General features: G+C 53.1%; 18 protein-coding genes and 1 riboswitch. Of the genes, 8 read left to right on the forward strand and 10 right to left on the reverse strand.

Going from position 1 to position 19,852, the window contains the following annotated elements; all coding sequences use genetic code 11:
• Positions 1 to 2: 2 nt before the first annotated feature.
• From SAMA_RS15295 to SAMA_RS15305, 3 genes are read right to left on the reverse strand one after another with little or no spacing between them, the layout of a single operon-like run.
• Positions 3 to 818, reverse strand: coding sequence for a hypothetical protein (locus SAMA_RS15295; protein WP_011761037.1), 816 nt, complete (start codon positions 816 to 818; stop codon positions 3 to 5).
• A gap of 19 nt (positions 819 to 837) precedes the next feature.
• The gene (locus tag SAMA_RS15300) at positions 838 to 1,578 is read right to left on the reverse strand and encodes an RES family NAD+ phosphorylase (RefSeq protein ID WP_011761038.1); all 741 of its coding nucleotides are present in this window, start codon (positions 1,576 to 1,578) and stop codon (positions 838 to 840) included.
• Positions 1,579 to 1,941, reverse strand: coding sequence for an MbcA/ParS/Xre antitoxin family protein (locus SAMA_RS15305; RefSeq protein WP_011761039.1), 363 nt, complete (start codon positions 1,939 to 1,941; stop codon positions 1,579 to 1,581).
• 242 nt (positions 1,942 to 2,183) lie between these two features.
• On the opposite strand from SAMA_RS15305, the gene SAMA_RS15310 reads away from it, so the two are divergent.
• The 6 genes from SAMA_RS15310 (at position 2,184) to SAMA_RS15335 (ending at position 7,729) form a co-directional block, all read left to right on the forward strand.
• The gene (locus tag SAMA_RS15310; RefSeq protein WP_011761040.1) at positions 2,184 to 2,837 is read left to right on the forward strand and encodes an oxygen-insensitive NAD(P)H-dependent nitroreductase NfsB; all 654 of its coding nucleotides are present in this window, start codon (positions 2,184 to 2,186) and stop codon (positions 2,835 to 2,837) included.
• A gap of 139 nt (positions 2,838 to 2,976) precedes the next feature.
• Positions 2,977 to 3,627 (forward strand): DNA-J related domain-containing protein, encoded by a 651-nt coding sequence (locus SAMA_RS15315; RefSeq protein ID WP_011761041.1) that lies wholly within the window; start codon positions 2,977 to 2,979, stop codon positions 3,625 to 3,627.
• A 159-nt stretch (positions 3,628 to 3,786) separates the two neighbouring features.
• Positions 3,787 to 4,533: a thiol:disulfide interchange protein DsbA/DsbL gene (locus SAMA_RS15320; RefSeq protein WP_011761042.1), complete on the forward strand. Its 747-nt coding sequence runs from the start codon at positions 3,787 to 3,789 to the stop codon at positions 4,531 to 4,533.
• Between the two features lie 374 nt (positions 4,534 to 4,907).
• The gene (locus tag SAMA_RS15325; protein ID WP_011761043.1) at positions 4,908 to 6,245 is read left to right on the forward strand and encodes a Na+/H+ antiporter NhaC family protein; all 1,338 of its coding nucleotides are present in this window, start codon (positions 4,908 to 4,910) and stop codon (positions 6,243 to 6,245) included.
• Between the two features lie 30 nt (positions 6,246 to 6,275).
• Entirely contained in the window at positions 6,276 to 6,968 is a 693-nt protein-coding gene (locus SAMA_RS15330) for a DUF998 domain-containing protein (RefSeq protein WP_011761044.1), read from the forward strand.
• Positions 6,965 to 7,729, forward strand: coding sequence for an RNA pseudouridine synthase (locus tag SAMA_RS15335; RefSeq protein WP_011761045.1), 765 nt, complete (start codon positions 6,965 to 6,967; stop codon positions 7,727 to 7,729). Before SAMA_RS15330 ends, SAMA_RS15335 begins: the two co-directional genes overlap by 4 nt.
• A gap of 421 nt (positions 7,730 to 8,150) precedes the next feature.
• Here SAMA_RS15335 and SAMA_RS15340 read toward each other — a convergent pair whose 3' ends face one another.
• Together SAMA_RS15340 and SAMA_RS15345 are read right to left on the reverse strand one after the other, a co-directional pair.
• A complete protein-coding gene (locus SAMA_RS15340) occupies positions 8,151 to 10,307 on the reverse strand; it encodes a S46 family peptidase (RefSeq protein WP_041409903.1) in 2,157 nt (718 codons plus the stop codon).
• A 200-nt stretch (positions 10,308 to 10,507) separates the two neighbouring features.
• Complete coding sequence (locus SAMA_RS15345) at positions 10,508 to 11,695, reverse strand: amino acid permease (protein WP_011761047.1); 1,188 nt, start codon at positions 11,693 to 11,695, stop codon at positions 10,508 to 10,510.
• Between the two features lie 298 nt (positions 11,696 to 11,993).
• Positions 11,994 to 12,083: riboswitch (yybP-ykoY riboswitch) on the forward strand.
• A gap of 89 nt (positions 12,084 to 12,172) precedes the next feature.
• Between SAMA_RS15345 and SAMA_RS15350 the strand changes: the two genes are divergently transcribed.
• Positions 12,173 to 12,733 (forward strand): TMEM165/GDT1 family protein, encoded by a 561-nt coding sequence (locus SAMA_RS15350; protein ID WP_011761048.1) that lies wholly within the window; start codon positions 12,173 to 12,175, stop codon positions 12,731 to 12,733.
• 88 nt (positions 12,734 to 12,821) lie between these two features.
• Here SAMA_RS15350 and katB read toward each other — a convergent pair whose 3' ends face one another.
• The 5 genes from katB to exeM all read right to left on the reverse strand — a co-directional run bounded on the left by katB (position 12,822) and on the right by exeM (position 18,626).
• Positions 12,822 to 14,288, reverse strand: coding sequence for a catalase KatB (gene katB, locus SAMA_RS15355; protein WP_011761049.1), 1,467 nt, complete (start codon positions 14,286 to 14,288; stop codon positions 12,822 to 12,824).
• Between the two features lie 264 nt (positions 14,289 to 14,552).
• The gene (tnpA, locus tag SAMA_RS15360; RefSeq protein WP_011758714.1) at positions 14,553 to 14,999 is read right to left on the reverse strand and encodes an IS200/IS605-like element ISSham1 family transposase; all 447 of its coding nucleotides are present in this window, start codon (positions 14,997 to 14,999) and stop codon (positions 14,553 to 14,555) included.
• A gap of 162 nt (positions 15,000 to 15,161) precedes the next feature.
• Positions 15,162 to 15,401, reverse strand: a complete 240-nt coding sequence (locus SAMA_RS15365; protein WP_011761050.1) for a YgjV family protein — start codon at positions 15,399 to 15,401, stop codon at positions 15,162 to 15,164.
• A 41-nt stretch (positions 15,402 to 15,442) separates the two neighbouring features.
• Entirely contained in the window at positions 15,443 to 15,880 is a 438-nt protein-coding gene (locus SAMA_RS15370; RefSeq protein WP_011761051.1) for a PaaI family thioesterase, read from the reverse strand.
• A 148-nt stretch (positions 15,881 to 16,028) separates the two neighbouring features.
• A complete protein-coding gene (exeM, locus tag SAMA_RS15375; RefSeq protein ID WP_011761052.1) occupies positions 16,029 to 18,626 on the reverse strand; it encodes an extracellular exonuclease ExeM in 2,598 nt (865 codons plus the stop codon).
• An 877-nt stretch (positions 18,627 to 19,503) separates the two neighbouring features.
• Here exeM and SAMA_RS15380 point away from each other — a divergent pair.
• Positions 19,504 to 19,842 carry a curlin gene (locus SAMA_RS15380; RefSeq protein ID WP_157608349.1) on the forward strand — a complete coding sequence of 113 codons (339 nt, stop codon included), beginning with the start codon at positions 19,504 to 19,506 and terminating at the stop codon, positions 19,840 to 19,842.
• Positions 19,843 to 19,852 lie beyond the last annotated feature (10 nt).

Here is a 19,852-nt window from a genome sequence, read left to right on the forward strand (position 1 = left end):
GATTACCAGGGTACAGTAAGGTACAGACGGTAGAGGGTGTCGGTATCCCAGGGCAGAATTGGCAGATAGTCTTCATAGTCTTTGGGCCACTTGTCGTAGTGGTCAAGATTGTAGTGGCTCTGCTCCATAGAGAAGGTCAGCACCGAGTCTTTATATAAACCCGGGGTATTAACCTCCAGTGCTGCGCGATAATTAGTCTCGAGAGTTTCGCTGCCATCGGCCCAATATTCCACACCGCCGCTGAGCCTCCAACCGGGTGCAAGCATTATGTAGCCACCCAAATCCCCCATCCATGCGGTAGCGTCATTGCCAAATTCACCGCGCACATAACCGCGCTCTTTTGGCACATCATCGTCAATCTCGAGGAAGTAGTACCCCATCCCCAGTGTCGCGGTGGCGCCGTAGGCCGGGCGGGCATAATCGAGCAACAGCGACGGATAGAATTTGATTTGCTTTTCCACTGAGCTGACAGTATTGCGCTTACCGCGAAGGTCGAGCTGCCAATCCAACTTCAAGTCTTCAGACAAGGTCAGCCAGTTGCCACGGGCATAGTAGGCAGACTGAAACCAGATAGGGATGTGGTCCGGATCCAATTTGTCTTTGTCGCGATCGACATAAGTATCCAGATTAGCGTGCAGCTTGATGCCGCCATCAGTGACTGTGTCCAGACTGATGGCCGCATGGGCACCGAAGGTGTCTGAACTCTCCACCTGAAAATCATGCACACCGAAAGAGAGTCGCCAATCCAATGGCTCTGATTCGGCCTGCACCACGGAACTGCCAATCACCAGTGGCAGTAACAGCATAGAAGTCTTCATCTTATCCCCCATCCAGGATTCAGGCTGGACGCGGCAGGCGTCCTTCGCGAAAAAATGCTTCCACTTCATAGTATCGCGGCAGATTCCCCCGGCCGCGTTCGGTAAAAGCGAGTCTGGCAGGCTCCAGCTGACAAATCCAGTAACTCTGTTCCAAAGGTGCGGACGCCATCACACCGGGATCTGCCACCGCGAGGTTAACCCCTCCCGGCTCACGGGCCGAGAAGCTGCGAATAAGCTGGCAGTCACGTTCAATCAGTTGCTGCCCCAGCGCCTGAGTAAAACGGTAGTCTTCGCCGTGGGTAAGCTGTTGCTGCAGAGCGTCATCGGAAATTTGGGTGAGGTCGGCGCAGCGCGTTGCACTGAGCAACACCCTGAACATCATGTACTCCGAGTGCAGCACGCCCTCATAAGGCACTGCCATATCCTGCAAAAAGATAAAGCGGTAATAAGCCACTTCGGTCAAACAGGTTTGGGCCGACTCACTGCCATAAAAAAAGCTGGGCATCAGTCGGGTACCAAAACGCGAACCATGTTTTAACGGCGGGTAACGAAAAGGGGTTTTCAGCAGATAGTGCAAATGGGCTGTGCCTTCCCTGTATGGGGGCTTGGCGCCATCCAGCAGGCTTTCCAGCAGCATTTGCTCGTCAAAATTATCCACCAGGCTCAGGGTAGCCACCTCTTCCTGAGACTCCACCAACCGGTAGCAACTACCCTCATAGGGCAAATCGATACAGTCTTCGGGGATTGAAAGTAAGTCCATTTACACCTTGCCACGCATGGCATCGAGGTATTGATTCACACTGACCAGGCCCACCACAGACTTGACCAGCTCCCGGGGTGTACCCCCAAGTGCATGATTGGGGCTGTTGAGCCAATGGCGCATAAAGTCCTGCTGTCCACCCGCGAGGGCGTACAGCGAGCGATACAAACGCACCAGCTGCAACTGCAGCTCCCCCTGCTTTGACTCGGGTTTAAAGCCATTGGCAGCATTGCGACTCAGGGTACTGGGATTGACCCCTATGATATGACTCGCCTCGGCGTTGGTCAGTTCCAGCGCCTGACAGGCATTGGTAAAGGCCTTGAACAAGACCCCGGATGCTGTGGGTTTGGCGATAGCAGACATAGTTGGCGCTCCTGACGGTCACTGAAGATATTTTAGCCAACAATAAAGTGCATTTGCAAATAATGGATAAAATAAGTGCATTTGCAATCAACCAAATCTTATATACCCAAATCATAAATGGATAAAACCACCTCAATATTCAAATTATTTTTGAAACTATAGTCAGCCAAAGCCAATTGTTTTTGCGGTGTGCAACAGTAGAATGCCAGCCATATCCCCCAGCATTTTTCGCGGAGAATCCCATGCAGGAATTAAGTTTGCTCGTGCAAAAGCGTCACACCAGCAAAGCGTTTGACCCATCCCGGACAATCAGCCCGGAGCAGATTGCCGAACTCAAAACCCTGTTGCAGTTTGCCCCTTCGTCCACCAACTCGCAGCCATGGCACTTTGTGCTGGCCTCCACTGCCGAAGGCAAGGCGACCATAGCCAAGTCCACCGAGCAGTTTGCCTTCAACACTCCCAAAATCCTTAATGCTTCCCATGTGGTTGTGCTTTGTACCAAGACCCAGATGGATGAAGATCACCTGCGCAAAGTGTTGGCTCAGGAAAAGGCCGATGGCCGTTTCGCCAGCGATGAAGCCATGCAAAATCAACATAATGGCCGCTCATTCTTCGTCAATATGCACAGGTACGAGCTCAAAGACGCCCAGCACTGGATGGAAAAGCAAGTGTATCTGGCGTTGGGCACCCTGCTTTTGGGCGCGGCAGCACTGGAAATCGATGCCTGTCCAATCGAGGGCTTTGATGCCACCGCCCTGAATAAGGAGCTTGGCCTCAGAGAGCAAGGGCTGTGCGCCTCTGTCATTGTGGCGTTGGGCTACCGCTCAGGTGATGATTTTAACGCGGCACTGCCCAAGTCACGCCTGCCCCAGGCTGAGATCTTTACTGAGATCTGACATCAAGCGCTGCTGCCTGTCGCCCCGGCATATTCCTGTCCTGTCGGGGCAACTTCTTTGTTCATAATTAATTCGCATTTGTCATCCCGTCACCCTGTGGCATAGTGGTTTGAGTCACAATTCAGGATGAATCGCGCCAATGCTGCTGCCACCGCTGGTTCCGTTAATCGATAACAAAACAACCGAAGTATCAGCCCACAAAGGCGACAACCCCCTCATCTGGCCCCTGCTGAGTTTGCTGCAAAAGTCTGTGCAGGGATGGAAAGTCCACCACCTCGCCAGCGAACTTCAATCCCAGGGATTAATGCACAACCTGGACCCTGCCCCGGAAAAAGATCTCTTTAAACGCAATTTTCTACTGATGAATGCCCTGTTTGAGCTGCAGGACATGCTGCTGCCCAATCAGTGGGTACAAACCCAGGCCATGGATATTCGTATCCTGCGTCTCATCCCAAGCGACATCGACCTTATCCAGCATCAGGAGGCGGGACTGAAGAGCTATTACCTCGACTGGGGAAATTACGACACCAGCACCAACGTGGTGCGCGAGATGCTTGAATCTTTCTGGACCAGCTACAAGGACTACATAGGCATCAATGGCCGGGTGATGCATCTGACCCAGGCACTGAGGGTATTCGAACTCGATGCCAGTGCCAGTGACAGAGACATTCGCCGCCAATGGCGCAAACTGGCGCTGAAATGGCACCCTGACAGACAGGGGGGCGACGCTGCGCGATTTCGGGAAGTGTGCGAAGCCTGGCAGGCGCTCAGGGTGCGGGAGTCGGCCTAGTTATCCTCACGCCATACCAATTCGTTGAAGTTAAGGACAGATCACAGTTACACACGGGCTTTTGCCTCGGGATTCAGAGATAATTAAGCCTTTCCTTTCAAACTGTTTTACCTGAACTTTCCAGTTTGAAACTTAACACGCCTGATACCCGGAGCCATTATGCACAAACGTCTGACGCTGGCAGCCACCCTTGCTGCCCTGCCATTTTGCGGCTTTGCCGCCGATTTTGTCGAAGGCAAACACTATGTCCAGGTCTCTGACCAGGCCCCCAGCAAGTCCCCCAAGGTGACTGAGTTTTTCTCTTTCTACTGCCACAACTGCTTCAATATGGAAGTCATGTACCTGCCCGCCATCAAACAGGGGTTGAAGGATGGCATCAGCTTTGACACCAAGCACGTTGACTTTATGAACAGCGACATAGGTACCGAAGTGATGCGCGCGCTGGCGGTTATCCATGGCAGTGAGAAACAAAGCGAGCTGACCCATGCCATGTTTGCGGCTATTCAGGGCGCCGACGGTGGTCAGGGCCACCACGACCACAGTGCTCCCGGTCATTCACACGAGCCCCAAATCAACAGCCGTGACGACATCAAAGCGGTATTTGCCCAGTTTGGTATCGATGGCGCAGCCTACGACAAACTGGCCGACAGCAAGGAAACCGATGCCAAGCTGACACTGTGGCGTCAGCAGCAGCAAGCCTTCGAAGTGCAGTCGGTCCCAAGCTTTGTGGTGAACGATAAGTATCGGGTGAACCTGCAGGAAATCCGTACCCTTGAAGAGCTGAGCGCCCTGATTAACTATCTGGCCACCGAGAAAGATGCCGCAAAAGACGAGGGTGGCAGCCTGGGTTGGGCGGTTCTTGCCATGCTGGCTCTGGCCGCCATCGGCCGCAGACGCTTGGTGTAAGCCACAGCCAGGTCCGCAACACCAAATTAAGCTCAGGCGCTGAACGCCCCGCTCAACTGAACCCTGCAATCTGAGCCCTGCAATCTGAGCACAGCCCCGCCCATGCGGGGCTTTTTATTGGCTTTTGCCTGGCAAACGATTATTGCCCGACTTTTGACCAGGATTTCGCCACACTCCCTCAGCCTTAACTCCTGCGTTACAAAATTTAAATAGAAGTAAAACCATCTAGACGTCTAAATTGACAGATGGCTGGCTATCTCATATTCTTTCGCCTAAGTTGTCGGGAGATGAAGCCGTAACGACACAAATATTCAGCGAAATCGCGGTGATGCAGGAAGAACCCGCCATTTCGCCCCCGATAAAGAGAGATAACCTTGAATCAATCCCCAGACACTCAGGGCAACGCAAGTGCTGCTTCATTCGTTGCCCTGCTGCCACTGTTTCTGTTTTTGGCGCTTTTCATTGGCGCAGGTGTGTACTTCACCAGTCAGGGCGTGGACTTTGCCTTCTATCAGTTGCCCAGTGTAGTGGCTATTCTGCCTGCCATAGTGCTGGCGCTGCTGCTGTCAAAGCAAAAGCTAAATCAGGCCATAGATACTTTTATCGGCGGTATTGGCCACAGCAATATCATTGCCATGTGCTTGATTTACTTGCTGGCGGGCGCCTTCGCCTCGGTAGCCAAGGCCACCGGAGGCGTGGATGCCACCGTCGCCCTTGGCCTGTCACTTATTCCCTCTGATCTGCTGCTGCCGGGCTTTTTTGTGATTGCCGCCTTTATTGCCACTGCCATGGGTACTTCCATGGGCACCATAGCTGCGGTTGCGCCCATTGCTTTGGGCGTGTCCCAGGAAGCCGATATTTCGCTGCCGCTGATGGCAGGTGCCATCATTTCCGGCGCCCTATTTGGTGATAACCTGTCCATCATTTCCGACACCACCATTGCTGCAACCCGCACCCAGGGCTGCAACATGAAAGACAAATTCCGTGAGAACCTGATTTTCGCATTGCCAGCGTCACTCATCACCCTGCTGGCCTTTACCCTGGCGGGTCAGGGCGAAGCCAATGTGGCGCCTCAGTCGGTGGACTTTGTTAAGGTGCTGCCTTATCTGTGCATTCTGTTTTTGGCGGTCGCCGGGCTGAACGTGTTTGTGGTGCTGGGTATTGGTATTCTGCTGGCCGGTTTGGTGGGCATGTTCACCACCGACTACAGCTGGGTCAGCTTCAGCAAAGATATTTACGCCGGTTTTGGCAACATGCAGGAAATCTTTATCCTGTCCATGTTAGTGGGTGGTCTGGCTGCGCTGATGCAGCAGCAGGGTGGCCTTGCCTTTGTCAGCCGCTTTATCGAAGGACTGATCGCCCGTTTTTCCAAGGCAAAGGGCGAAGCGTCCTGCCGCGCCGCTGAATTGGGTATGGCAGGCATAGTGTCCCTGACCAACGCCTGTGTGGCCAACAACACAGTATCCATTGTGATAAGCGGTGATATCGCCCGGGATCTCGCCCAGAAGCATGGCGTCAGCGCCAAGCGCAGCGCCAGCGTGCTCGATATATTTTCCTGTATTGTTCAAGGACTTATACCGTATGGCGCCCAGGCACTTTTGATTGGGGCAACCTTTGCCATTACCCCCCTGGAGGCAGTATCCTATGCATGGTACTGCATGATATTGGCGCTGGTAGCCGTTCTGATCGTGACATTCAGACAACGTCACTGAGGATCAGGAGACTGCCACCCGGGAAAACCTATGACAATCAAAGACAGAAACGACTATGGACAATTTGATCCCCACCGGCTGGTGTTTCATATGTCCATTGGTGGGGTGATGATTTGCGCCTTCGGTGCGGCTGTCTCCATTATGTCTGTACTGGGTACCCTTGGGTGGCAGGTAATTAATCTGCGAATCGATCGTCTGGGAGACTACCTGAGCTCCCCTCTTGCCTACGTGTACAACATCTGTCTTTTATTCGCCGGTGCCAGTTTTGTGATAGCCATGCTGGGCCTCTTCAGCATGCGCTATAACAATTTCAGCCGCTACATTGCCATCATTGGCGGCTGCACCGGGCTTGGCATCATGCTGCTTGGCATATATCCCTATAACGACGCCGATTCCCACCGACTGGCGGCGCTGGTTTTTGTCAACTCCAGCCTGGCCATGTTTGTACTGCTGATATTTACCCGCCGCAACAATCAGGAACTGTGCAGCCTTCCCATGTTCTTTGTGGCCCTGGTTGGGCTGGCCTCCAGCATAGGTTTGCTCGCTCAGATTGACCCGGATACCCTGGATTACCTGTCCTGCGGTTCGCTGGAACAATTCTGTCCGGTGGCCATGACCATGTGGATACACACCTCAGCCACCATGCTGGCCGGAGTCGGCCTGGCCCTGATGGCCCGCTCCCTCATCCATCAGGCGCTGGAAGAGCGCCGTCTCAAACCTTGAGTGACTGCGCCATATCCAAAGGCACTCGCCTGTGTAAATACCTTGCCGAGGCGGGCGTGGCCTCACGGCGCGGTGCATCACGCCTGATAGAAACGGGCAGAGTCTGCATCGATGGGCAACAAGCCTCACACAGCGACAGAGTATTTGACTCAAACCGGGTGACTGTGGATGGCGCGCCCCTGTGTCCAGCTCAGGCAAAAGCGTACTTCCTTTACCACAAACCCGTTGGCATCGACTGCCGCCTGCGCGCAGAGGATCCCCACAGCCTAATCCATTGTTTGCCCGGTGATTTGCGGCTATTCCCCGCAGGCCGACTGGACAAAGACTCCCGCGGTCTCTTGCTGCTGACCAATGATGGCGAGCTGACACAGCGCCTGATGCACCCGGACTTTCACCATCAAAAAGGTTATCTCATTACCCTGAATAAAGCGCCCCAGCCCGATGACATTGCGGCGATTGCGGCGGGTTTTGACTACGGAGAAGGCCCTACCCGCCCCTGCGTAGTGGAAGCGGCTATCGACTGCGGCTATGCGACAGAAGACGGCAACCCTCGAAAGCTAAGGATGAGGCTGACAGAGGGCAAGAAGCGCCAGATCCGTCGTCTGTGGCGGGCACGGGGCTACCGGGTGCTGGACTTACTGAGAGAGTCGATTCAACAACTTAACATTGGCAAACTTGAACAAGGGGAAATCAGGAGTTTAACGGCCTCTGAACTTCGCCAGCTTAAACGTACACTGGACTTGCCCAATGAACAGGATTAACCTGCAAATCACTTGACCCAAATCATCAACTGTCGCTCTACACACCTTTATTCAAAGCAATATTCATCACGGGGAGTTCGGGTGCGAACACTGCTACGCCATATCGTCGCCATTAGCCCAACCTCACTTGCCACACTCATTATTATCGGTGGCTGGGAACCTATCTATCAGCTGCTACGACTCTTTAATGTCGTCGGTCCAGTTTTCAATGGCTTTTTCATCTCACTGGGAGTGGTTTGTGCAATTTTATGGTTTGTATACGACTACCTGAAGTTACTGATACATCGCGCTCGAATCAATAAGCCATAGCATGCTGTTGGACTCATCCGGTCAAGACCATTTGAACATCCATCCAAGTCGATAATAGCGAATAAAAACGGGGCCTATCGGCCCCGCTTTTATTCAGTCAGCAAACAGACTGTTATTCAACGATTTCCATCTCAGCCAGCAGGTTGTCTGCCTTGTCGAGATACTTCATCACCCACAGCATATAACGGCTGTCGACGTGGATGGAGCGGTTGATGTTGTCGTCGTAGTTCCAGTCGCCGATGATGCTCTCGTATACACCATCAAACAGCAGACCAACCAGTTCGGCGCGGCCGTTCAGGGTTGGTGAACCAGAGTTGCCGCCAGTGGTGTCTACGGTAGACAGGAAGTTAACCGGCACGGAGTCGATGTCTTTCACATAGAAATCGCCGTACTGCTTGGCTTCAATCAGCTCCAGCTGCTTCTTGGGTGCATCGAATGGGTCAACACCTGTGTCTTTCTGGGTGATACCTTCAAGACGGGTGAATGGCACGGCATAGAGACCATCTTTTGGTGAGTAGCCCTTCACGTTACCGTAGGTCACACGCAGGCTGGAGTTGGCATCGGCGTAAACCGGCTTACCCAGCTCGTTGTTGTAGGCAATGATGGCTTCCATGTAAGCAGGACGCACCTTCATCAGCTCACCGGCCAGTTCCTTCTGAGCCTTTTCACGGGCCATGGAGATGTCATAGGTGGCAACAGCCAACTGAATGAATGGATCTTTGCTGGCTTTGAAGTCAGCAACAGACTTGTCCATCCAGGCCATACGCACATCTTTGTTACCGATTTCGGTTTTGTCGTACATCTTGTCGAGCTGCTTCTTAAGCTTCTTCTCGTCAAACTTTTTGCCAATACCGAAGAAGGCATCGAGATCGGCGCGGCGCTTGTCGGCAGGCAGGGCGGCGTAATGTTTGAGCATTTCAAACAGTACTACCTTGTCTACACTGGCGTCGTAACGACGGTCGATACGCTCAAGACCAGCGGTAAAACGGGTCATATCGCGGTCCTGGAAGCCAGGCTCGCGCTCCATGTCTGGCAGCTGCTTTTCATGGGCCAGGCGATACAGACGCGCGGCAGTGCTCATTGGCGTGGAGTAACTCATGTAGCCGAGGATCAGATCCAATTCCTGGGTCTTGTTGCCTTCGGCAACCAAGCGCTCAAGATCGGCCAGGGTCTGACCGTACTTGGCCTGACGCTGGGCATCGGCCTTAATCCAGTTGGCCAGTTCAGCTTCGCGGGCCTTACGGTCTTCCAACATGGTGGATTTGCCGTAAAACTCGATCATGGAGGCGAAGTTTTTGGCGTAGTTGGCGAGGCTCGCCAGGGTGCTTTCGTACTTGATACGGGCATCGCTGCCTTCTGGCGCGCTGGTTTTGATAATATCAATGATCTGCTCACGCAGCTCGCGGCTGGCGGGGTAGTTCCAGGTGAACTGGTTTTCTACTTCAGAGGCGGTGCGGTAGCGGTTGGTGCGGCCGGGATAACCGGTAACCATCACAAAATCGCCATCCTTCAGACCCTTGGCAGAGACTTTCAGGAAGCTTTTTGGCTCGTAAGGCACGTTGTCCTTAGAGAAGTCGGCTGGCTTGCCATCTTTGCCCACATAAGCGCGGTAGAAAGAGTAGTCGCCGGTATGACGTGGCCACATCCAGTTGTCGATGTCACCGCCGTATTTACCCACGCTGCCCGCTGGGTTATGCACCAGACGCACGTCGCGGATTTCCATCTGCTTGATGAGATAATACTCCAGGCCGCCGTGGAAGCTGTATACGTTACAGCGGTAGCCATCTTCTTTTTCACACTCGGCAACCAGCGCTTTTTCTTTGGCTTCTACGCCCTTGTAAAAGTCATCGCCCTTGAGGGACTCAAGACCTTCGTTGATTTGCGCAGTCACATTGGTCACAGACTCGGTCACGTATACGCGTGAACCCGGAGCGGCTGGCAGCTCTTCATCGAAGCTCTTGGCCAGGAAGCCATCCGCCAGCAGATTCTTTTCGGCGGTGGAGTTGTACTGGATAGAGCCATAGGCACAGTGATGGTTGGTGACCACCAAGCCCTTGGGAGAAACGAATGATGCGGTACAGCCGCCCAGGCTGATAACGGCATTCATCGGGAATTCGGTCAGTTTGGAGATAGACTCAGGGTCGATTTCCAGTCCCTTGGCTTTCAACGTCTTGGCCAGTGCAGGAAGCTGATGTGGCTGCCACATACCTTCATCTGCCTGGGCACCGAAGGCGGCCGCGATGGCGGCAGTCAGTAACCATTTTTTCATTGTGTTATTCCATTGTTTATTGTGATGATGTCGAGCGCATTGCCGTGCCCAATTACCCATTTAATCGAGTCATTGATGTTTGATTTAACACATCAAACAACCCAAACGGCGGGTACAAAAAAGCCGGGCGCGAAGACCCGACTTTACCACAGGGTTACAAGCTGTCACAGCCTTGGCAAACTTCCGTTACAAAAGGCTTTTTACAGTGCCACCCACAGCTGGGCGGCAATAATCGCCACCCCTGCGACACCAATCAGCGACAAGGCCAGCTTGCCGCCGCTGACCTGATAACCGTCCCGGTACTGTGCACGCTGATTCAGTGCCATGGCAATCGGCAGGAAAATGATCATAAACACCAGCGGAATGGCGGCAAAACCCAGCACGGCCACAAAGCCTTCGGGCACAAAGAGCGCACACAGCAGTGGTGGTAAAAAGGTGATAATCCAGGTCTGCAAACGGCCACCGATACCGCCTTTTGAGCGGGTCATTTCGGCCAGAAAATCAAACAGGCTCATGGTTACTCCAAGGAAGGAGGTCACCAGCGCCAGATCGGCAAACACCGCAATGCTCTGACCCACTACGGGGTGTGCCGCCAGCTCCTGAAGGGCGCTGATAAGCTTGGGCAGGGCGCCGTTGAAGGTGGCAATTTCATCTCCACCCACGGTTCCCAGGGTCACCAGCAGCCACAGGATGTAACACACCAGTGGGATGGTCGAGCCAATCAGCAGCACCTTGCGCAGGTTAACCGCATCACCGTCGAGGTAGCGCACCAATGTGGCAATACACACATGGAAACCAAAAGACGTAAATACGACGGGAATAGCAGCCATCCAGGCATTGGCCGACACTTTTTCGAAGGCATCGGCGGCAATCACAGAGGGGCGGATTTCAGGCAACAGGAAGCCCACCACCAGCACCAGGAGCACCACCATCAAGCTGAACAGCAAGCGGGAGAGCTTATCCACCCAGCTCACACCCAATGCGGCCACGCTGCCAAGCACCAGCGTAAAAAGCAGTACCGCCAGCTGACCATCGAGATTGATGGAAAATACCGACTCCATGCGGTGTACCAGCAAGGAGGAGCCGCCGGTCAGATAGGCAGCCGTCAGGGCATACAGTAAACTCAGGAAAGAGGCGCCCTGGATAAGCTGCCCCTTTTTGCCCAGTGTCTTGCCGGTGATGGCGTGCACATTGTCACCCACGCCACTGCGCAGGTTAATTTCGAGCATAAGGAGGGAGGTATATGCCGAAATGGCCCACACGACCAGCAGCAATAACAGCGCGGGGATCACCCCAAGGGCGGCGGTCGCCAGCGGCAACGCCAACATGCCGGCCCCAATGGCGGTACCCGCCACAATGGCGATAGAGCCAAGTGTTTTCAAATTCACGGAACTGTCCTGTTCAAGTCTGATAAATCATTTGTAGTTATAGGTATGAGCCAATTTTTAGAACTGCCGAAAGGCCATCGCCTTGAGAGGACGCACCCGCATTTGGGGTTAACAGGCTTTCATAAAAAAACGACTGCAGCCGACATTAACAGAGCCACACAGGCTCGGCAAGGGCACCGCCTCTCAGTGTGCAGCATGGCAGCAAAAGCACGCGAAACTGCTACCGGGCAGTAACAAATGTGTCTTGCGGCCCCTTGCCCGGATGCACTGTGCTGTTATAATGCCCGCCTCACTTTCGGGGGAGTAGCCAACCTGAGTCCGGCTCAGGGGTAAGCATCAACACACTTGGCCACATGCCATGGTGCTTACAGCAAACATGAGTTTGCCCGGCAAGACCTGAGCGCGATAAGCCACAACTATGACTACGGGGTGGCGGGTTTATCGTGCTTGTTGGTCAGCCACCCCAGGAACGCAATCATGTTAGAAGCCTTTACCGCCTCCACCTTAACCGTGGCCATCGCCGAAATAGGCGACAAGACCCAATTGCTGGCACTGCTGCTTGCCGCCAGATTCAAGAACAAAACTGCCATCATCCTCGGTATTTTTATTGCAACCGTTGCCAACCATTTTGCCGCCGCCTGGCTTGGCCAATGGGCGACGGACTTTGTCAGCGCAGATACCGCGCGATATCTGGTTGCGCTGAGCTTTTTTGCCATTGCCCTGTGGGTATTGGTGCCGGATAAAGTGGAAGCAGAAGAAAGCAGCCTCTATCGCTTTGGCCCCTTCCTCGCCACCCTGGTGCTGTTTTTTATTGCTGAAATCGGCGACAAAACCCAGGTGGCAACCGTGGTGCTGTCGGCCCGCTACGATGATTTGTGGATGGTAGTAATGGGCACCACTGTGGGCATGCTGCTCGCCAACGTACCTGTAGTCATTGCCGGGCATTTCAGTGCCGACAAGCTGCCCATGGTCTGGATCCACCGGGGCACGGCGGTGCTGTTTGCCATCATGGGTATTGCCACCCTGCTGTGGCACTGAAGTTAACACCCAATTAATTGAAAGAAAAAGGGAAGCGATTGCTTCCCTTTCTTGTTCTCAAGGTTGAGGCTGCGGCTTGAAGTGCGACTTAAAGCGCGGCGCGAATACGCTGGCCGTAGTCGGCATCGGCCTTGTCGAAGTGCGCCAACATCCGCTGCTGCACCTCTTGTGTTACCTGACGCAGGGTCGAGGCGATGGTCTCGGCCAGGCGGTTTTTCTCGCCTTCACTGAACAGGCGATACAGGTTACCGGCCTGGGTGTAGTCGTCCTTGCCATAGCGGCTGTAGCGGGCGGCTTCACCTTCAAGACGCAGTGGCGGCTCAATAAAGTGGCTGGCATCAATCAGGGCGCCGGCAGCCGTGCTTGGGCCATAGTTGGCGCTGGCATCACCGCCGGTCTGTGTCTGGTGACCCGTGCTCTGATGGAAGGGGCACTGGGTACCGGCCATGGCGCCGCCGCGCTGGTGATGATTGGCCACAGTGGCATGTGGGCAGTTCACCGGCAGCTGGTTGTAGTTGGCACCGATGCGATAGCGCTGGGCATCGGCATAGGCAAACAAACGGGCCTGCAGCATTTTGTCGGGTGATGCGCCTACACCGGGCACCAGGTTGCTGGGAGCCAACGCCGCCTGCTCGACTTCGGCAAAGTAGTTTTGCGGTATACGGTTAAGCTCAAGTACGCCAATTTCAATCAGCGGGTAGTCCTTGTGCGGCCATACCTTAGTCAAATCGAACGGGTCGATGTGATAAGTGTTGGCATCGGCTTCCGGCATGATTTGCACATTCACTGTCCAGCGGGGGAAGTTACCATCCATGATGGCCACCATCAGATCCCGCTGGGAGGAATCCGGATCTATGCCTTTGAGTTTATCGGCCTGCTCGTTGGTTAAGTTCACTACGCCCTGCTGAGACTTGAAGTGGAACTTGACCCAGAAACGCTCGCCTTTGGCATTCCACAGGCTGAAGGTGTGGGAACCATAGCCGTGCATCTGACGGTAGTTTGCCGGAATACCGCGGTCAGACATCAGCACAGTCACCTGATGCAGCGCCTCGGGGTTCAGTGACCAGAAGTCCCACATGGCCTGAGGGTCTTTCAGGTTGGTCTGGGGGTTACGCTTCTGGGTGTGGATGAAGTCCGGGAACTTGATGCCATCACGCAAAAAGAAAGTTGGGGTGTTGTTGCCCACCACATCGTGGTTACCACGCTTGGTGTAAAAGCGAACGGCAAAGCCACGGGGGTCGCGCTCGGCATCGGCTGAGCCCATTTCGCCGCCCACGGTGGAGAAACGCACGAAGGTTTCGGTGACCTTGCCTTCGCCGATAAAGTGGTCGGCAATGGTGTACTCAGATAAGTCGCGGGTCAGGGTGAAGGTGCCGTAAGCGCCGGTGCCCTTGGCGTGTACTACGCGCTCAGGGATACGCTCTCGGTTAAAGTGGGCCAGCTTTTCAATCAGTTGCCAGTCTTGCAACAGTACTGGGCCGCGGCTTCCGGCGGTCAGGGAATTCTGGTCATCGGCGATGGGGGCGCCGTTTTGGCTGGTGATGTAATGACTCATCTGTGTTTCCTCTTATTTATCCGTTGATTTGGTTGCGGGCCCGGCACACCAGGCCTCTATCAGGTCAAAAATGGTGGCCATGTTGGCTCCTTAAACTTAACGACCCAGTCGATGAGCAAAGACTACGGCAATCGAATAAATAGATAAAACGATTAAATCAGATAATTCCAATCTGACATTCCGATGAAATGATTCCCGCACCAGTAAAAATCCACCTGCATAGCAGGTGGCTTTGACACGGCCCCCTAAAAGGGGGCTTAAAAACTAACCTTCTAGCCCCAATGCTATCTGCCGTTTCTCTTCTTCTTTGGCTGTCTTTTCTTGGTGCCGTACATATCTGCGGATTATCTCTTCATTCGCTCCTACCGAGTCAACAAAATAGCCTCTTTGCCAAAAGTGATTCCCCCAGAGCTTTTGCTTTCTCAAATACGGAAATTTCGCAAACATTCTGATTGCCGTTCTTCCTTTTACAAAACCCATTAAGTCCGACACGCTTAGACTCGGTGGAGTTCTGACTACTAGATGAACATGATCTTCCTGCACATTCAGTTCTACGACTCTGCATTTCTTCATGTTGCAGTAAACATAGATACTTCGATAAAGCTCTTTGCCAAGATTACCTTTTAGGATTTTGTACCTGTACTTCGGTGTCCAAACGAGGTGATACTGACAGCGATAGAACACGTGAGACGCGGATTCATATCTGCTCATGCTACTTACTCCTTGATTTGCTGGTAACAAACCGAGGGAGTATTTAGCATGGGCATTCTACGGGCAAAGCCCCACTAGAACGATCACCACCTCCATAGGAGGTGGTTTTAGAGTGACAATAAAAAACGCGGCCGGGGCCGCGTTTTAATCATGATGTCAGGATCAGCTGTTGGGTTCTGGCTCCCGATAGAGCTTCACCAGGTAGTAAGCATCAATCAGCACAATGAAAAAGTTGACCAAGGCTACCGGGTAAGCATCGATGGCCAGGCCATAGGCCACGAACAGTGCCGCCCCCACCAGATTCCACCAACGCAGTTTTTTGATGTTGGCCATCATCAATGAAATAGCCACCACCACCGAGGCGAGATAACCCACCCATTCCCAAATCGTTGCCATCTCCATCGCAACTCCTCTGCAACTGTTTATGATGCCTATATTTTAGTTCAGCGTTCTACAACCGCCGCTGTCATCCGTGAAATACAGGTCAATTCCCCCGCACCGTTGTGCACCAGAATTTCCCACACTGAGCTGCGCTTACCCAAATGCACTGGCCTGGCGGTGGCAGTCAGAATGCCGTTGCGGGCAGCGCGCAGGTGATTGGCATTAATCTCCTGGCCCACGCAATAATACTTCTCGAAATCCACCACAAAATTGGCGGCGTAGCTGGCCACGGTTTCCGCCAACACCACATTGGCACCGCCATGCACTATGCCAAGGGGATTATGTACCGCCGGTGTAGCTGGCATGGTCGCCTTCATATAATCGTCGCCGATTTCGCTGATTTGGATCCCGAGGGTCTTCATCAGTGTGCCACGGCCATGCATGCCCTCATCCATTTTGGCGCAATCGTCCAGGGTGACGGGGCGAAACCAGATACTCATTCACTTCTCCCATTATCTGTGATTGCGCCAGTGTACTTGCCGCAGCCATGGAGGTAAACCAATGCCCTGCGGCCTTAGTCGAAACAAAACCACTTGAAAGCACAATAAAAAAGGGGATGCATGCATCCCCTTTGGCTATTCATTTAAATTAATGAATGCGGCGACGACCAAGGCCAATCAAGGTTGCCAATGCCAGCAGCAGTCCGCCCATGGCACCACCATCATCCTTTTTCTCTTCCACTTTATCGGGATAGCTCAGGGCCACGATCACAGGGTCATGGTCTGATGCAGAAAAGGCATTTTCGGATTTCTCCAGGCTACCGGTGAACTTCTTGCCGTATTCGAACAGGTTGGATTCCACCGAGTTGATGTGCCAGTCTTCAATATCCACCACCCGCTTGGCCAGACTCTCGTTACCCAACGCATGGTCGAGGTTACCCAACTCACCGTTGTAGCTGTAAGAGTAGGTATCGGCGCCATGTACCTGGGTATTCAGGTTAATCAGGCCATAGCCCTTCTCAATCACGCTGCCCTGTTGCTCGTAACTCTGACCAGCGAGTGTGGTGTAAGAAGCGGTTTTCACTTTACGGTTGGAGGTGGTGGCATCGTAATCGGTCAGCACACGCACCGGATCTTCCATACCGTAGGCGTTCAAGTCGCCAATGACCAACACATCGCCTTCGATGTCTTTCACGGCTTCACCAATCACCTTGGCAGCCGATACGCGGAACGCATTACACTTGCCCTGCAGATCGGCCGGATCGCGGCTTTCATCGAAATTGATCCAATCTTCCAGGCAGCCTGAACCTTTAGACTTGAGGTGGTTTACCACCACTGTCAGGTTTTCATCTTTTACCTTGAAGGTTTGACCCAGGCTGTGACGCTGATACTTGTCCTGCGCCGGGCTGGTTTCAACTGTGCCCTTGTTGTCGCGGCTGGCTACGCCTTCCGGCGCATGCTGCTCAGGGGTTTCAATCACAAAGGCCGTACCTTCAGGACTTACCTTGGCGGCGCGATACAGCATGCCCACTGTGATGGCATCATTACCGAAATATTTGCCGTCAGTCTTGTCGGCCTCGGCAATTTCCACAAAGCTGTAGGCGTTGTCGGCCGATTGCTCGGCGTTCAGGGCATCCAGCAGGTTCTGAATGGCACTCTTCTCACCAAAGCCGTTGTTGGCGATTTCCATCAGGCCAACAATGTCGGCGTTCATGGCGGTGATGGCATTCACAATCTTGGTGCGCTGCAGCAGCATTTCTTCTTCGGTCAGGGCGCCACGATTGGAGCCGGTTGGGTTGGCATCGCCGCCTACCACATCGTTGAAGAAGTTGAGTACGTTAAAGCTGGCCACGCGGATATCGCCTTTCTCGGCTACAACCGGGGCGTCGGTGCGATCCATACCACGGACGATGTCGGCCGGAGTAATGGTGTTGGTGGTTACCAGGCGGTATTCGTTGTAGCTGTAGCTCACCATGCCTTCGAGGCCCTTGAGCTCATCGCCCACGCGGATATAACCGGTTTCGGCGTTAAAGTCAGGCAGGAATGGCACTACGCCGTCGGCGGCCTTGAAGTCAGACTCCACAAACAGCTCGTTGCCACGGTTTTGCTTCTCAAGGGCAACGGCTTCTTCACTCAGCGCCGGATACACCTGAGTAGGTTTCATCAGCGGCGCCTTGTGGGACAGCATAAGGTTGTTGCGACGCCCGGCATAGTCGTAGCTGAAAGTACGGCTGACTTTCATCTCGCTACCGGCATCCAGTACTACTTTCATACCTTCGAAGCGCTCCAGCGCCTGCTCCAGGGATTCACCTTCAGTTACGGCAAATGCTGCGGCGGCCGGGACGTCACCCTTGGCACCCACTTCAAACTTTTTGTCGGCCTTGATGTCGATTTGGGTCAGGCCGAAGTATTCCTTCACCTTACCCTGGACACAGACTTCCACCCCGGGCTGAATCGCTTCGGGGGCTGCTTCGCCGAGGAACACAAAAATGCCGTCGGAGGTCAGAGGGGAGTTATCACCCTGCACATCCTGCAGGTAAAAACCTTTAAATAGACTCTCACCTCGGGCTGAAACCACGCCACGCAGGGTCACTTCCGTGTCGGATTCAAACTTGCCTTCGGGCACCAGTGGGCTCTTATCGCCGCTGCCCTGAATGTCATAAATCGGGATAAGCGTATCACCGGCGCAGCTGAAGGCTGGCACTTCGGGTGCGGTTGTACCTTCGAGGCTGCCAAGGCCTGAAAAGTTGTCGATGGCCGAGGTTTCCCAGTCGGCTTCGTTATACACAGTCGCCGCAGCCAGTGCGCTGGTCTTACGGGCGATAGTGACGTTAAGGCCCCAATCTTTGGGGGTGGGAATGGCTCCCACCACATCTACAATGGCGCCGTCTTTCATCAGCGCCACCGCATCGGTACCGTTAAAGTAGAGATCGCCCGTCATGGTGTCGGTGCCCGCTGGCAGGGTAATAACCGCACTTGGGTGCGTGATAACCTTGATGCCTTTGGCGGCCAGACTTTGACCATCGAGGGCCACCATGTTGCTGGGTGTGGTAGCGCCATCTTTATAGCGCGCCAGAGTGTAACCAGTCAGATCAACGGCCGCATCACCGCTGTTATAAAGCTCAATGGCTTTATTATTGGAACTGCCTTCTACATATTCAGTAATCATCACATCAGCATTTGCCAGCAATGGCATTGCCGCCGATACAGCCACGGCAATGGCTGTCAGCTTTTTAACATTTTCCATATTATCAACCCCGTTAATTATAATAATGACGTTATCTTTCGTTAACGCGGGCAGATTGTCCCAGAGTTAATACTCCAAAAGAAGGGGTTATGTCACAGAACATGGAAGCTAAAGCATGGATATCTAAACACTTTAGTTAAATCCATCAGTTTCATAAAACGAATAAATACAGCGTTCTGATTAAAAAAACAAATAATAACAGACCGATAAAATAAAATTATTTCTGCCACAATAACCGCTGAAAAGCTAACAATGACGCAGCAGAACACTGAACAATGAATTAATCCAGAATGATTAATTGCCGATATTTTACCCAATATTATTCAGTACTGCATTCCCAATAATCCGCAATGTACTTTGGCCAAAAACAAATAAAAAAACGCGGCCAGCATGGCCGCGTAAAACTACTGTTGCGTCTGCTCAGTTAAATACTGAACCGAAATATCCCATCAAGGTCATTACCGGCGGCAAGTTCCGGATGAGAGATTTCAATATCACTTTCGCTCAGCCAGGCGTATTTGCCCAGTCCAGGCGTTGGTTTTTAGACTTATCTACTAGGCTAAAGTAGCTAAGGCCATCCATAAAAATGTATCCGCAAATAAAATTAAACATTATAAATCAGCATATTAATCAGCATTACTCAGTAAGAGAAGCAATTCATTCGCTCCCATATAAATAGGCTTTCTTCCGATTGTGACTTAGGTCTCAGAACCTTAACTTGGTGCTGTATTTTTGCCGAGCCGTCGGCTTTGGAAGTTTACGCATCGCAAAGGAGTGTCGGGTGTCTTACTGCAAATCGCTGGTTTTAAGCGCTTCCCTCCTGCTTTGCTGCCCCGCCGTGTTGGCTGACACGCCAACATCTGGGGTAGGCGACGAGATGTCGCTTTCCGTCCCCCTGCAAACTCTGCTGGAGTCCAGCGGACGGGACAACCTCATCGATTTGTTTCAGATAGGGGTGCAAAACGAGGCCATGGTTGCCCAGTCGGGCGATTCCAACAGCCTTATTGTCACCCAAATCGGCGTCGCAAATCAGGCTCTGGTGCGTCAGCTGGGCACAGACAATGAGGTGGATTTGTTTCAGGCAGGAAACCACAACAGCGCTGAGATAACCCAGATAGGAGACAACAATCTGGTGCAGCTCAAGCAGTTGGGCAGTGCGAATTTTTCTATTCAACAAATTGGCGATGGAGCATCTATCGCCGTGACTCAATATTAACAGGGAGCGT

It is taken from the genome of Shewanella amazonensis SB2B, from assembly GCF_000015245.1.
GTDB lineage: Bacteria > Pseudomonadota > Gammaproteobacteria > Enterobacterales > Shewanellaceae > Shewanella > Shewanella amazonensis.